The 14,194-nt window shown below is 58.5% G+C and carries 14 protein-coding genes; 6 read left to right on the top strand and 8 right to left on the bottom strand.

Translation table 11 applies throughout. From position 1 onward, the window contains the following. Positions 1 to 48 precede the first annotated feature (48 nt). Together P3T18_RS02770 and P3T18_RS02765 are read left to right on the top strand one after the other, a co-directional pair. On the top strand, positions 49 to 1,791 hold the full coding sequence (locus tag P3T18_RS02770) for an FAD-dependent oxidoreductase (protein ID WP_429298377.1): 1,743 nt from the start codon (positions 49 to 51) through the stop codon (positions 1,789 to 1,791). Beyond that, positions 1,788 to 2,570 carry a GntR family transcriptional regulator gene (locus P3T18_RS02765; RefSeq protein WP_429298376.1) on the top strand — a complete coding sequence of 261 codons (783 nt, stop codon included), beginning with the start codon at positions 1,788 to 1,790 and terminating at the stop codon, positions 2,568 to 2,570. The genes P3T18_RS02770 and P3T18_RS02765 overlap by 4 nt, the downstream gene beginning before the upstream one ends. A 128-nt stretch (positions 2,571 to 2,698) precedes the next feature. Here P3T18_RS02765 and P3T18_RS02760 read toward each other — a convergent pair whose 3' ends face one another. The 4 genes from P3T18_RS02760 to P3T18_RS02745 form a co-directional block, all read right to left on the bottom strand. Further along, positions 2,699 to 3,910, bottom strand: a complete 1,212-nt coding sequence (locus P3T18_RS02760; protein WP_429298375.1) for a pyridoxal phosphate-dependent aminotransferase — start codon at positions 3,908 to 3,910, stop codon at positions 2,699 to 2,701. Positions 3,911 to 3,959: 49 nt separating this feature from the next. Then, positions 3,960 to 5,303: an MFS transporter gene (locus P3T18_RS02755; protein ID WP_429298374.1), complete on the bottom strand. Its 1,344-nt coding sequence runs from the start codon at positions 5,301 to 5,303 to the stop codon at positions 3,960 to 3,962. A gap of 251 nt (positions 5,304 to 5,554) precedes the next feature. Beyond that, positions 5,555 to 6,496 (bottom strand): NAD(P)-dependent oxidoreductase, encoded by a 942-nt coding sequence (locus P3T18_RS02750; RefSeq protein ID WP_429299025.1) that lies wholly within the window; start codon positions 6,494 to 6,496, stop codon positions 5,555 to 5,557. Between the two features lie 17 nt (positions 6,497 to 6,513). Further along, positions 6,514 to 7,944: an aldehyde dehydrogenase family protein gene (locus tag P3T18_RS02745; RefSeq protein ID WP_429298373.1), complete on the bottom strand. Its 1,431-nt coding sequence runs from the start codon at positions 7,942 to 7,944 to the stop codon at positions 6,514 to 6,516. Between the two features lie 155 nt (positions 7,945 to 8,099). On the opposite strand from P3T18_RS02745, the gene P3T18_RS02740 reads away from it, so the two are divergent. After that, on the top strand, positions 8,100 to 9,050 hold the full coding sequence (locus P3T18_RS02740; protein ID WP_429298372.1) for a LysR family transcriptional regulator: 951 nt from the start codon (positions 8,100 to 8,102) through the stop codon (positions 9,048 to 9,050). Positions 9,051 to 9,101: 51 nt separating this feature from the next. On the opposite strand, the gene P3T18_RS02735 is transcribed toward P3T18_RS02740, so the two are convergent. Continuing rightward, complete coding sequence (locus P3T18_RS02735) at positions 9,102 to 9,461, bottom strand: EthD domain-containing protein (RefSeq protein ID WP_429298371.1); 360 nt, start codon at positions 9,459 to 9,461, stop codon at positions 9,102 to 9,104. Between the two features lie 6 nt (positions 9,462 to 9,467). Further along, positions 9,468 to 10,352: an NAD(P)H-binding protein gene (locus P3T18_RS02730; RefSeq protein WP_429298370.1), complete on the bottom strand. Its 885-nt coding sequence runs from the start codon at positions 10,350 to 10,352 to the stop codon at positions 9,468 to 9,470. A 74-nt stretch (positions 10,353 to 10,426) separates the two neighbouring features. Here P3T18_RS02730 and P3T18_RS02725 point away from each other — a divergent pair, with 74 nt between their 5' ends. Continuing rightward, positions 10,427 to 11,008: a TetR/AcrR family transcriptional regulator gene (locus tag P3T18_RS02725; protein ID WP_429298369.1), complete on the top strand. Its 582-nt coding sequence runs from the start codon at positions 10,427 to 10,429 to the stop codon at positions 11,006 to 11,008. An 86-nt stretch (positions 11,009 to 11,094) separates the two neighbouring features. Here the strand turns inward: P3T18_RS02725 and P3T18_RS02720 are convergent, their stop codons facing one another. Both P3T18_RS02720 and P3T18_RS02715 read right to left on the bottom strand, forming a co-directional pair. Next, a complete protein-coding gene (locus tag P3T18_RS02720; protein ID WP_429298368.1) occupies positions 11,095 to 11,805 on the bottom strand; it encodes a pirin family protein in 711 nt (236 codons plus the stop codon). A gap of 75 nt (positions 11,806 to 11,880) precedes the next feature. Next, a complete protein-coding gene (locus P3T18_RS02715; protein ID WP_429298367.1) occupies positions 11,881 to 12,645 on the bottom strand; it encodes an SDR family NAD(P)-dependent oxidoreductase in 765 nt (254 codons plus the stop codon). 141 nt (positions 12,646 to 12,786) lie between these two features. Here P3T18_RS02715 and P3T18_RS02710 point away from each other — a divergent pair, with 141 nt between their 5' ends. Together P3T18_RS02710 and P3T18_RS02705 are read left to right on the top strand one after the other, a co-directional pair. Continuing rightward, the gene (locus tag P3T18_RS02710) at positions 12,787 to 13,704 is read left to right on the top strand and encodes a LysR family transcriptional regulator (protein ID WP_429298366.1); all 918 of its coding nucleotides are present in this window, start codon (positions 12,787 to 12,789) and stop codon (positions 13,702 to 13,704) included. A gap of 168 nt (positions 13,705 to 13,872) precedes the next feature. Next, the gene (locus P3T18_RS02705; RefSeq protein ID WP_429298365.1) at positions 13,873 to 14,133 is read left to right on the top strand and encodes a sulfurtransferase TusA family protein; all 261 of its coding nucleotides are present in this window, start codon (positions 13,873 to 13,875) and stop codon (positions 14,131 to 14,133) included. Positions 14,134 to 14,194: the final 61 nt, after the last annotated feature.

Genomic DNA, 14,194 nt, shown 5'->3' with positions numbered 1-14,194 from the left:
TAATTACAAGTTGACCCTATTCCACAGTCGTATGCCCAAGGAGCACCGATGAGATCCCGCGCCTCAGTCCTTGCGACGTTGCGAACGCAGCCCTCTATCGACGTGTTGATTGTCGGAGCCGGCATCAACGGCATCGGCCTTTACCGGGATCTTGCTGCGCAAAACGTGGGCGCGCTGCTCATCGATCAGGCCGATTTTTGCAGCGGCACCAGTGCGGCGCCCTCCCGCCTCGTACATGGTGGGCTGCGCTATCTGGAGACAGGCGAGTTCGCACTCGTGCGGGAATCCGTCGTGGAGCGTAATCGTCTGCTGCAAAACGCTTCGCATCTCGTCAAGCCGCTCGTCGTGTGGGTACCACTGCGCGAACACTGGGCTGGTCTGATGAAAGCACCCGCGCGCTTGATGGGCTGGACTCGCACTCCGGGTGCAAAAGGCTCGCTCGTTACGAAGCTCGGCTTAATGGTGTACGACTGGTTTGGGCGCGGCAATCAGGCTACGCCTCGCCACCGCATGATTGGCCGCAGCAACTTGAAGAAACTGATGCCGGCTATGGATCGCTCGGTGCGGATGGCGGCTCAGTTTTACGATGCGCGCCTGATTCATCCGGAACGTCTCGCACTCGAATTGATTGCGGATGCGGAATCGGACTGCCCGGCCTCACTCGCCATTTCTTACCTCACACTGGAGAGCAGCGAAGGTGGCCTGGTCACGTTACGCGATACGGTGAGCAACGAGAAGATCAACGTACGGCCAAAGCTGGTCATCAACACCGCTGGTCCGTGGGTCGACAGGGTCAATCAAAGGATTGGCATTCACGGCCGGCTGATCGGCGGTACGCGTGGGTCACATCTGGTCTTGCGTCATTCCGCACTCGCTGCGCAGCTTGCCGACCGGATGATTTACTTCGAAACGCCGGACCATCGAATCTGTCTTGCGTATGGACTGGGTGGCGACAACGTCTTGCTCGGCACAACCGATATCGGCGTGCAGGACCCTGACGAAAATCTCTGCACGTCGGCTGAAGTCGGTTATCTGTTCGATGCGCTCAAATCAATCCTGCCGCATGTCGATGTGTCTGCGAATCACATTGTGTTCCAGTACGCCGGCATTCGTCCGCTCCCGCATGCGGACGCACATGTCACGGGATCGATCAGCCGTGATCACAGCTTGCGCGCATTCGAGGCAAACCCCGCGCGCCCTTTTCCCGTGCTGGCCTTGATCGGCGGAAAATGGACAACGTATCGAGCCTGCGCCGAGCAGATCGCTGACGAGATACTGGGTCGCTTGAACCGCGCGCGCTCGAGCAGCACCGCATCTTTGCCGATCGGAGGAGCGCGCGATTGGCCGCGCGAACCACAGCAGGTGAAATCGCGAGTCTCAATGTGGGCTGAGCGTTATAGCGTTGCATTGGCGATTGCGCAAACGCTGTGCGACCGCTACGGCAGCGCGGCCGAAGGCGTGCTGTCGTCGGTCGCAGCCCACCAGAGCGAAATGTCGCGCGCCGCGCCTGGCTACTGGAAAGGAGAGTTGCTGCACCTGATCCGCCATGACCGCGTGACTCATCTCGATGATCTCGTGCTCAGGCGAACTTTGTTGTCGATGGAAGGCCACTGCACGCTCGATACGCTTAACGAACTGGCGGAATTGATGGCCGAGGAATTAAACTGGGATGCGGACGCAATCGACGGGGAAATTGCCCGGACGGCCGCCATATTGAACGAAAGGCACGGTGTTAAGATAGTGCTTAACAAGCCTTCGCATGATCTTCGAACCACCGCGCCACTACGATGAAATCCGACGACGACGCCATGCTGCAGCCATCCGCCGAGTCCAGCGTCACAGCACCCCGTGAACCGTTATGGGCAAGGGTCAAACACGCGATTCTCAGTCTGATTCAGGATGAACGGCTGCCGGCCAATGCTCCGTTGCCATCGGAAAGTGAATTGTGCCAACGCTTCGGGGTATCGCGCACCGTGGTTCGCGAAGCGATGAACCAGCTCGTTTATGAGCATGTCATCTATAAACGTCAGGGCAAAGGCGCTTTTGTCGCAGGCCGTCGCGAGAGTCAGGAGTTCGTCGGATCGATCATCGGCTTCTCGGACGAATGGTTCGAAAAGCACCGCGCGGTTGACCGGAGAATTTTGCGGCAAGTCAGCACGCTTCCATGCGACCGTGCGCGCGAACTGTTGCGTCTGCCCGAGGGCGATGGTCCGGATTCTCGCGTCATCGAGGTCTCCCGAGTACTGAGTGTCGAAGGCATTCCTCACATGCTCGTGACGATTTCGATTCCGGAATGTCTGGTGCCGGGACTCGACCAGGTACCGCTGCAAACGCGCTCGCTCTACGATGTCTTGCGCCGTCAATATGGCTTGCATTTCCATAACGCCGATCGATGGATCGAAGCCGTCACAACCACGGCCGAGAATGCGCAATTACTCGAGGTCACGACCGCTACTCCTTTAGTCGCCATCGAGTCTTGTGCGCATTCGGATTCAGGCAGGCCGATCGAATACTGGAAAGCGCTTTGCCGGACCGATGTTGCTTCACTGCACTTTCAGATTCGGCGATAGACTCGCTCGTCGCGCCAGCTTTTATCGACTCCGCTTACCGGAAGTTGCGTAAGGTGGGTAATTTCACCGCACTGGCAAGAAGCTGTCTTATCTGGCTGAAAGCCGTTTGACAATGGCTGCTGGAATTGTCAAGCGCGCCGCCGCTTAAGAAACCCGCTCATCCGCAACAACCCCTCCCTCAGCTTCTCTTCCGAAACGGCATGGCACCATCGCAGCCAGCCTAGCCCTTCCGGTCCAAAGGCCGCGCCAGGTGCCAGACCCAGCCCCGATACCTCGATCAGTTGCTTCGCCACGAGGGTTGTATCGGCAACGCCGGATATTTTCAGGAACGCGTACATGCCCCCGCCTGCGTCGGGCACTTCGATACCCGGCAGCTCGCGCAATCCATCCACCAGTATTTTCCGGTTCGAACACAATTCAGACCGCAGAGAACGAATTGTGCTTTCGCCATGAAGCAATGCGGCCTCGGCGGCTCTTTGACTAGGTTCGAGAATGCAGCACGTGTTGTACTCGATCATCTTCGCCATCGCGCTGACGATAGCAGGCGGCGCAACGATCCAGCCCACCCTGAAACCTGTCATCAACCATGACTTGGAAAAGCTGTTGACGGAAATGATGCGATCTCCCTCGCGATAGCGACTCAGGAACGACGGCGTGCATGACACAGACACGTCGTACGCGAGCCGCTGATAGACGTCATCGGAAAGTATCCATATTCCGTGGTTTCTACAATGTTCCAGAATCGGATCGATGTCGCTTTCCTCGATCGTCCAGCCCGTCGGATTGTTGGGCGAATTGAGCACCAGCATTCGCGTGCCGGGCGTGAGCGCATCGATCAATCGCGCCACGTCGAGCTTCCATGCGCCGCCTACAATCGACAGCGGCACTCTTGTGACCTGCGCACCGAGGATTTTCGGGATCTCGGCGATGTTCGGCCAGAGCGGCGTGATCACGACAACTTTGTCGCCTGGGTCGACAATCGTTTGCGCCGTAAGCATGAGCCCCGAAATGCCGCCGCTTACGATTGCGACGCGATCCTCTCCGATCGGACGTCCATGGAGTGTCGTCAAATACGCTGACAACGCCGACCTCAGGTAGGGTCTCCCGAGGTTCTGAGGATAAAAGGTTTCGCCGCTATTCAACGAAAGCACTGCTGTCTCGCGGATAAATTCCGGCGTCACTCGATCCGACTCGCCGAACCAGAACGGCAAAACGTCAGGACGCCCCATTCCACTGTCGGCCACTTCCCGGATCAACGAGGAAGGCAACGCGACAACCGAATCGCGAGGAGTCGCCGAACTCGTGGTCCGGGACTTCTCCTTCGACATCAAAGTATTCATGAAGAGAGTCCGCTACAAGGTTCTTTAAGATTTCTGCGTAACCAGTTACTCACTGCGCACCGTCCAACACACCTGACGGAGTCGCGCGATTGACGATACGGGACGGGATGCACAACGTCAGCACGACACCAAGCGCGCACGCTATGGCAAGAACGATGATGGCGATGTTCGTACTTCCCGTCGTCTGCTCGACCCATCCAATCAGATAAGGCCCGACGAATCCCGATACGTTCGCGAGGGAGTTGATGAGCGCGATCCCCGCTGCCGCCGCGACGCCCGATAGATATGCCGTGGGAAGACTCCAGAACAGCGGAAGCGCGGAATACATGCCGATGGTCGCGATTGCCAGAGAGATCAGCGAGATGGTTGTGCTCGAACTGAACACGACACTTCCTACCAGACCGACCGAGCCGAGCGCGATCATCGCCGCGAGATATTGCTTGCGATTGCCGGATTTGTCGGCCTTCCGGCTGATAATTATCATAAAGACAATCGCCGCCAACGACGGAATGGCAGTGAGCATGCCAATATCGAACAGGTCGACAATGCCCGTCGCCTTGATGATCGTCGGCAACCAGAAACTGATTCCGTAGATACCGATCACGTTGCAGAAATAGATGGCCGCCATCACGAACACCATCGGGTTGGAGAACACCCCTGCTAATGAGAACTCGTGCGCCTTTTTGGCTTCGACATTGACGGCGCTTTCCAGATAGATCGACTGCTGCGACGACAGCCATTTCGCCTTGCGGATGTTATCCGGCAAGATGCGCAGAATCGCAATGCCGATCACGATCGCAGGCAAGGCTTCAATGATGAACATCCATTGCCAGCCGGCGAGCCCGTGCGCACCCGAGAAAGAACTCATGATCCAACCCGACAAGGGACCGCCGATGATGCTCGATGCCGGGATAGCCGCAAAGAAGAGCGCCATGATCTGCCCACGACGATGTTCGGGGTACCAGTAAGTCAGATACAACAATATCCCCGGCTGAAATCCGGCTTCCGCTACGCCGAGCAGGAGCCGCAAGATATAAAACGATGTCGGCGTCTTAACGAAAATCATCGCGCCTGCGAGCACGCCCCACGTAATCATGATGCGAGCTATCCAGCGTCTTGCTCCAAATCGATGAAGCAATATGTTGCTGGGAATTTCGAACAAAGCGTATCCGGCAAAGAAGATACCGGCTCCCAATCCATAAACAGCTTCGCTCAAATTCAGATCCGATAGCATTTGCAGCTTTGCGAAACCGACGTTCACGCGATCGAGGTAAGAGAAGACATACGCCAAAAACAGAATAGGTATCAACCGGCGCGTCACCTTTCGGTATGTCAAATCTTCCTGCTCAAGCGTATGCGCGAGATGATCGTCATTTGCCAGACTCTTTAACATCGCGTCTCCATATAGTGTATTTTTGTCAGCCTTCGCATCCTTCTCGCCGCGCAATCGGCACTACCGTCAGATGCGGTTGTCGAGAAGGATGATGTGTTGTTTGTGACTCGAACTATTTATCCGCAATCCTAATCAGTTGCGATTTACTGCGTCGACAAAAACGCACCTCGATGGATCTTCGTCGCCGCAGTTATAGGCGCAGATGGCGCGAGATTTTTTCCTGCGCGTCCATCATTGGCTTTCGGCCGACTTCAGCCTGGTGTCCAACCGGTCGGGATGCGAGGACGATCGATCTTTGCCAGGTCGCAGACCACGTCCGTGATGCCGGAAAAGTCGATGCCGCCTCGGTCGCTCGCTCGTGCAAGGCTGAAAGATTCATGAACGGCGGCAGCGACCGGCATGGGTACTTTTGCGGCATGAGCGGCGTTCACAACCAGCGACATGTCTTTATGGGCAAGGTCGATCGTAAAACCCGGCGCTGTGTTTCCGGCCAACACCTTGTTGACGAAGTTCACACGCAACTGCGCATTGTTGGCTGAAGTGCCGAGCAGAACGGGAAGCGTTTTCGTGAGATCCAGGCCGAAACGCTGGGAGAGTGCCAGAGCTTCCGCATTGACCTGACACAGCGTGACCGCAACGTAGTTGTTGACCAGCTTGGTCCGCCCTCCGGTTCCTACGCCTCCGCAGTGATAGACGGTCGAACCCATCGCGTCCAGCAAGGGTTTGACTCTGGCGAAATCGCTGTCGCTGGCTCCGACCATGAACAGCGATTCGCCGCGGTCGGCATGTTCGGCCAGGCGTCCCACTGGCGCGTCGACAACGGACATTCCTTTCGTCACTGCCTCGGCCTGCAGCCGATCCGTGGCGATCGGGTCGATCGTGCTCATGTCCATGAGCACTGTGCCTCGCTTCGCGTTGGCGAAAATCCCGTTCGCGCCGAGTGCAACCCATTCCACTTCTTTCGACGTCGGCAGCATCGTAATCACGATGGTCGATTCGCGTGCCAGTTCGGCAACGTCGTTTTGCGCATGCGCTCCCAGCGCAACCAGTTCGGCTACGGCCGAAGCATTCAGGTCCGTGACGATCAGCTTGAAACCTTTTTTGACGAGGTTCGCCGCCATCGATTTGCCCATGCGGCCGAGTCCGATGAAACCGATAGTTTCCATTTGTCTTCCTGTTTTGTTATTAGCGATTCTGGGTTTTGCGTCGCTTATTCGTAACTCACGTACGCCGTCTTGCTGATCGTGTAGAAATCCACCGCCATTTTTCCCTGCTCGCGCGGACCGTAACTGGAGCCATTTCGACCGCCAAAAGGCACGTGATAATCAAGGCCGGCGGTCGCCAGATTCACCATCGTCAGGCCGCTCTTTACGTTCATGCGGAAATGGGTGGCGTACTTGTGCGACGTGGTGCAGATGCCTGATGACAAGCCGAATTGCGTGTCGTTGGCGAGTGCCAATGCCTCCTCGTAATCCGAGGCGCGAATCACCGACGCAAATGGCCCGAAAACTTCTTCACGATTGATACGCATGTCATTGGTGCCCGCCATCAGTGCCGGCTTCATGAAGAATCCGGGCGTCGCCGCGTCGACGAGTTCTCCGCCGGCCAGCAATCGCGCGCCCTCGTTCTTGCCGATTTCGATGTATCCCTGAATCGTGTCGAGTTGCCGCTGATTGATAACCGGCCCAATATCGATGCCGTCGGAGAGCGATGGGCCGACCTTCAGGGACTGCATGCGCGTAAGTAGCGCGTCGACAAACCGGTCGTAGATTTTGTCCGTCACGATCAACCGGCTCGATGCGGTGCAACGCTGTCCAGCGGAGAAGAAGGAGCCATTCACGGCGCACTCGACCGCTACATTCAGCTGGGCATCATCCAGAATCACCAGTGGATTCTTGCCGCCCATTTCAAGCTGAACGCGCGCCATATTCGCCACGGCGCGCGTTGCAATCTCGCGACCGACCCGCACACTGCCGGTAAAAGTAATGGCGTCGACACCTTCGGTCAGGGCCTGGCCGACCACCGCGCCTTTCCCGATCAAGAGATTGACCACGCCCGCAGGCAACCCATTTCGCTTCAGGATGTCGATCAACTCCCATGCGATGGCCGGCGTTTCTTCAGACGGTTTAAAAACGACGGTATTGCCGAATGCCAGCGCGGGACCGAGCTTCCAGGCGGCGATGGCAATGGGGAAATTCCACGGCGTAATCACGGACACCACGCCGACAGGCTCACGACTCGTCTGAATGCCGATGCCGGGCCTGACCGACGGCAAATTGTCACCACCATAACGAACGGCTTCACCGGAAAAGAACTGGAAGATCTGTGCAGCGCGCACCACTTCGCCGATTCCGTCCGCGCGAGTTTTGCCGGCCTCGCGCGACACCAACTCGCCGAGTTCGACTTTGCGATCGAGCAACTCGATCGCGGTTTTCAGAAGCAGATCGCTGCGCACTTGCGTCGTCGTCGCAGCCCACGCTGGGAGTGCCCGGCGCGCGGCCGCGACAGCCTCACCGACTTGTTCGGGCGTCGCGAGCGAATATTCGCCGATGGGCTCCGAAAGATTCGACGGATTGACGTTGAGTATCGAGTCGGTGCTGGTCACCCATTGACCGTCGATCAGGTTTGGCTTTGTCTCCATCTTTAGCTCCATGGATTGATTGAGTGGGAGGCGCTGCGTGGTTCTCGCAGCGGAACTCCGAGTGCATCCATGTTAAAAGCCAATACAACTGCCCGTCGAATAACATAAGATGATGGCAGCATTACTGCGCGGCATGGCGCCAAGGAGACAGGGGTATGGAGATACGGCAGATCCGAGCGTTTCTTGCGGTGGCGGATACGGGAACGGTGACGAGAGCGGCGGAGATGCTGCACGTCGTGCAGCCAGCAGTCACCCGACAGATTAAAGTTCTGGAAGAAGAGCTTGGCGCGGCCCTGTTCGTCCGAACCCGGGTCGGGATGCAACTCACCGAGGCGGGCAACCTGTTCATCGAACGCGCGCGCCGTGCGGTTCGCGAACTCGATATCGCGCGCGAAGAAATACACCCGGCAGAAGCCGGCAAGCTTTCCGGAATCGTTCGAATTGGTTTATTGCCGAGTAGCTGCGACCTGATCGCGGATGCTTTGTATGCGGCCATGCACGAGGCCTTTCCCTACATCCAAATTTCTCTCTCGGTCGATTACTCCGATCCGTTATTCAAGGCTCTTATTTCCGGCGAACTGGATGCCACGCTTCTCTATAACCCTTCCCTCGCCGCGGCTCCCGCGCTGGATATCGAGCCGCTGGTAAGAGAACCGCTGTGTCTTGTCGGATTGCCCCATGAAATAGCGAGCATGCAGCCGCGCGCGCCCGTGTCGACACTCGGCCTTTCACCGTTGATCTTGCCCGGCACTCATCACCGGTTGCGCAGTCTGGTCGAACACGCGTGCGCCGTCCATGGTGTCGACATTTCCGTCGCGGCCGAAACACACGCGCTTGCCGTGCAAAAGAGCCTTGTCATTCGAGGATTCGGCAAGTCGGTGATTCCGCGCATCGCCATCCGGGACGAACTCAAGACTTCGACCTTAGATGCGGTTCTTATCGACGAATCGGAGTTCGTCCGCACGATTGCATTGGCGCAACCGGCGCCGTCGGCACGACAAACCTCGCAGGCGGTTCGATGCACTGCTCGTGTAATGCGCGATTGCATTCGGCAAATCGTTTCGGACGGCCATTGGCCGGATGCGGAGTTGATTGCCAACGATTGAGTAGGCCGGAGAAATCACTCTCCAACGAACTTACGCGACCGCATGCGCCGATCAGGAACGGTCAGCGGGAGCCCGCCAGTTCACCTTTTCTTCGGTGAGAAGCATGAGCGTTTTCGACCGGTCCATGAAGTTCTCTTCGTCACTCATGATCGCCGTCCATTCCGGTGATCCTAGTACGGAGTACATCGTAGGCAAATCAGGCCACCAGCCCTCCACGACGCCATCGTAGGGCGCCTCGGCGACGCCGGGCGGAACGCCCGGAATGCGATGCTGTTGAACATATCGGAACGCGACCGCAGTAGCGCCAGTTTCATTCCGAATCTTCGGCCAGTGGATGTTCTGCCAATATTCGGCGAATTGCTCGGCCGTGAGATCGGAGCGCCGCGTAATAAAAAGGTTGAGCTTGATCATGTTGATTTACCTTACTCCGTGACCGCCAAAGCTGGCGAGATTCTCTTCGAGCCAGTCTTTCAACTCTCGTGGTGCATGGCCGGCAAGTTCTTTCACGGTGGCGGTGGTTTCTCCGAGAACTGAGTCCGCCATGGTCTGCTCGAGACCCAGCAGCAAATCACAGACAAACTCATTCAGCCCGGCGTTAATGAAGTGTTCGTTTTGTTGCGACTTGGAGCGATGCTGATAGTGCACGGGTTGTCCGAGTAGACCAGCGAGTACAGCCGCCACCTCGTCCATGCTCCAGGCTCGCGCGCCGGTCAGGTGGAAGACGCGTTGCGTCAGCGGCGCAATGTCCGCCAGAATCACCGCTTGCGCCGCGTCGGCGATGTCACGCGTATCGATGAAGTTCGTTTTTCCATTGCCGATGAAGCCGCCCCAACTGCCATTTGCGATGTCTTTCGCCGATCGGCTGAGCAGGTCGTTAAAGCCCGATGGCCGCAGAAGCGTATAACCGATCGGAAGACTCGCCAGATGAGCCTCGATTTGCGCGTGCCAGTCGAATGGATGACGCTTTAGCGGAATGCCAATCGCCGAGACCTTGACGATGTGGCTAACGCCGCTCGCGACGGCAGCGTCGATCAAGGCGATCTCGTTGGCGGGTTGTTGCGGCGAACTGCCTAGCGCGATGAACAGACGATCTATGCCGTCGAGCGCTGCCCGGAGAGTGGATGCGTCGGAGAAGTCGATGCCCACGGCCTCGGCGCCCACGGGCAATTTCGGTGAATCGGGATTTCGGGTGAGCGCTCTCACGGCGATGGAGCGCTCGACCAGCTTGTGAGTGAGCGCGGAGCCCACTCGCCCTGTCGCGCCTGCAATTGCTATACGGAGTGTTGAACGGTTTTCGGCCATAGTGATATTCCCAGATGATTGACGAGATTCTGGTATCATCTTGGAACGATCATTCCACATTGTCAAGAGGACACATGGCAGGCAAACCAGCCTATGACGAATCGGCCGTCCTTACGCAGGCGGTGAAAGTTTTCTGGACGCACGGCTACGCGGGGACGGCGATCTCGGATCTTGTCGACGCCACGGGGCTCTCACGATCGAGCCTGTATCAGCGGTTCGTCGACAAGGACGGCCTGTTTCTGGAAGCGCTAGCCGTCTATCACGAACGCGTCATCGCGAGAATGAAGGCGGTTGCTGAGAAAAATCCATCGAGCAGCATCGAGGCCATCTTGCGAGACTTTGCGCCTTCATCGGCGGGACCGGCGCGCCCTTCGGGTTGTTTTGTGGCGCGCAGTTGTGTCGAATCGCCCAGCTTGCCGGATGCGCTAAAGAAAGCGGCGCTCAAGTGCCTGAAGGAGCAACATGCGGTGTTTGTCGAACAACTCGAGAGGGGAATTAAACACAAGGAAGTGAAAGCCGGCACCGATACCGAAGATGTTGGTTGGTACTACTTGGGCGTCTTTCACGCGGTGCTGAATTTCTCTCTTCTCGTGGCAAAGCGCAAAAGTATCGACGGTCTGATCGATACGGCGCTGCTTGCGACGAAGCAGCGCTGATCTGGAGAGAGTTGTTATTCATCGCGGGGGGGTATTGTGAGCGCCAGCGTGAAGTCGGACACAGCACGAAACTACGGGCAGTACCCTCACGCCCCCCACAATTCAACCACCACCACATCCGTATCATCGCGCGCCGTCAACATCACTTTCTTTTCATCGCGGATCACAACACCATCCCGCGGCGCAAGCCTGATCGACCCAACATCGAGCCGCCCATGATCGGCAACCAGATACGCCGCACCCAATACGGGCAAGGTAAACTCTATCGCCGACCCTTCCCGCAGCGTCGCAATACGCACGCGTGCGTCCGCATCGATCGGTAACGCACCCGCGCGCACGTCGTCCGCATCGCCGCTCGCCAGCGTGACGAAGCGGCCCTCGCGACATTCGCGCGAGCACACGCGCGTCGCCCATCGCGGCGCGCCGCCTCGCTTGCGTGGATGCAGCCAGATCTGAAATAGCCGCGCAGACACATCTTCGTCATTGCGTTCGGCGTGGTGGATCGTTGCACCGGTACTCATCGCCTGCACGGAATCGGTGACCAACCGCGCGCGATTTCCCGCGTCGTCTTCATGCGTGATCGCGCCCGACCGCACCCACGTGACGATCTCGACATTGCGATGTGCGTGAAGTCCGAAGCCCGAATTCGGCGTGAATTCATCGTCGTTCCACACGTAAAGCGGACCGAGCGGCGCATGCTCTGCACGGCCGGTTTCGGCAACGCGGAAATGCAGTCGCGCGTCGAGCCAGTCGCTCCGGATTGCGCCGAGTGAATGAAAAGGTCGGTGTTCGATCATGATAAAAGTCCATTTGGGCGACGGGCGGTCGGAGCGCGATTAAATCTCCGCGCCCCGTGCTCACCCGCATCACACTCAGATCTGCTGCTGGCCACCGTCGACGAACAACTCGACGCCGTTCACGAAGCTCGCATCATCCGACGCGAGGAACAGCGCGGCGCCTGCGATTTCGTTGGCTTCGCCCAGTCGTCCCATCGGGATCTGCGCAGCGAGGTAGTCGGCGAGACCCTGACGCTGGGCGGCATCGTCACCGGCGAGGTCGAGCAGGCCAGGCGTGCGGGTGGCGCCCGGGCTGATCGTGTTCACGCGAATCTGGCGGTCCTTGAGGTCGAGAATCCAGTTGCGGGCGAACGAGCGCACCGCCGCTTTCGAAGCCGAATACACGCTGAATGCCGCGGTGCCCGCACTACCCGCCGTCGAGCCGGTGAGAATCACCGATGCGCCTGCGGCCAGCAGCGGCAGTGCCTTCTGCACCGTGAACAGCACGCCCTTCACGTTACGGTCGAAGGTGTCGTCGAAATGCTCTTCCGTGATGCTGCCGAACGGCAGCATCGAACCGCCACCCGCATTGGCGAACAGCACGTCGAGATGGCCTTGCTCTTCCTGAATCTGCGCATACAGCGCGTCGAGTTCGTTCAGTTTCGTGGAATCGACGCGCACGCCCGTCGCCTTGCCGCCGGCGTCATGGATGCTTTTGACGGCGGCATCGAGTTCGGCCTGACGGCGGCCCGTGAGGTAGACGTGTGCGCCTTCGGCGGCGAAGCGCTGCGCGGTGGCGAGGCCGATGCCGCTGGTTGCGCCGGTGACGAGTGCGATTTTGTTGTCGAGTTTGCGTGCCATGGTCATGCTCCTTCCGTTCGTTCAGTTGAGGGTGGTGTTCGGTGTGTCGTGCTGCGATGTAAGGAGAATATCGACGGCCCGGTCTTTTCGAAATAGAATTGATTGCAATCAAACGTTGCAAAAATGCAAAGATGAGGGGAAATGCCGAAGCTGCCGGATTTCGAAGGACTGGCGATGTTCGCGAAGGTCGCCGAGGAAGGATCGTTCGCGGCCGCGGCGCGGGCGATGAGCGTGTCGGTGGCGACGGTCTCGCGCGGCGTGGCCCGACTGGAAGACCGACTGGGCGCGCGGCTTTTCAACCGCACGTCGCGCCAGCTTTCGCTGACCGAGTTCGGCCGGACGATCTGCGAGAAGGCGGGCGATATCTACCGACAGGCCGAGGAAGCGGAAAGCGCGGCGCGCGAAATGTCGGTGCAGCCGCGCGGACTCGTGCGTCTGGCGGTGCCGATGTCATTCGGACTGCGCTGGGTCGCGCCGCTGCTGCCGGGGTTTTTCCGGGCCTATCCGGAGGTGTCGATCGACCTGCATCTCTCCGATGCGTCGGTGGATCTGGTCGCCGATGGCTTCGACGCCGCGCTGCGCATCGCCGCGCTGCCGGATTCGTCGCTGGTGGCACGTCGGCTGTGCGCGGTCACGCAATTCGTGGTGGCGTCGCCGGACTATCTGGCGCGCGAGGGTCGGCCGGCGCATCCGCGCGAACTGGCAGATCGGCCATGTCTCTCGTACGCGTTCCGCGCACGTAGCGATGTATGGCGCTTCACGAACGACGCGGGCGAGGAAGAGCCGGTCATGCCGACCGGCCCGCTGCGCGTGACGAACTCCGACGCCCTGCTGCCTACGCTGCTCGCGGGTCTTGCGATTGCGGAGTTGCCCGAATTCATCGCGGGCGAATATCTGATCGATGGACGGCTCGAAGCCATCCTCACCGACTGGTCGCTGACGAAGGGCGGTCTTTATTTCGTCACACCGTCGGCGCGCGCGCGTCCGGCGAAGGTGGCCGCGCTGTCCGATTACTTCGCCGAGCATCTTTCCGATCCGACCTGGCGTTGGCCGAAGTGAAAAGCTGGCGCGATTGACGTTAGCCCAAGAACAGGAGGGCATCGCGCCTTCCTGATCAATCAACTCCGTGCGTTATGACAATTTCCGGTGTTTCCTGCTCATTCATAAAATAGCTCAGCAGGCATAATCGGGCTTCTGTCTTCTTGCCCGCTGCATGTCTATTCAATCATGAGCATCACGAACCATTCGTCGCGAGCAGAACCCGATCCGCTGTTCGACGTGCAATGGGACGCGGGCGACATGAGTTGCGGAGAGCTGTTGATCAAACTGCGCAAGCGGTTACGTGACATGCCCGGTCAGATCATCAGGCTGGTCGCCCTCGATCCCGGCGCAATCAAGGATATTCCGTCGTACTGCCGTATCACCGGCCATCGTCTGCTGATGGCTGATCCTGAACAAGGCATCTTTTTTATTCAAGCCAAAGCCTGACGCCGTCCGTGGTGGAGCGGCGTCTGCGCTCTTTTCGTCCACCAACTGGAGAATCGGGAGA

It is taken from the genome of Paraburkholderia sp. GAS199, from assembly GCF_050436585.1.
In the GTDB taxonomy this organism is placed as follows: Bacteria; Pseudomonadota; Gammaproteobacteria; order Burkholderiales; family Burkholderiaceae; genus Paraburkholderia.
This window is presented reverse-complemented; position numbering and strand designations above follow the sequence as displayed.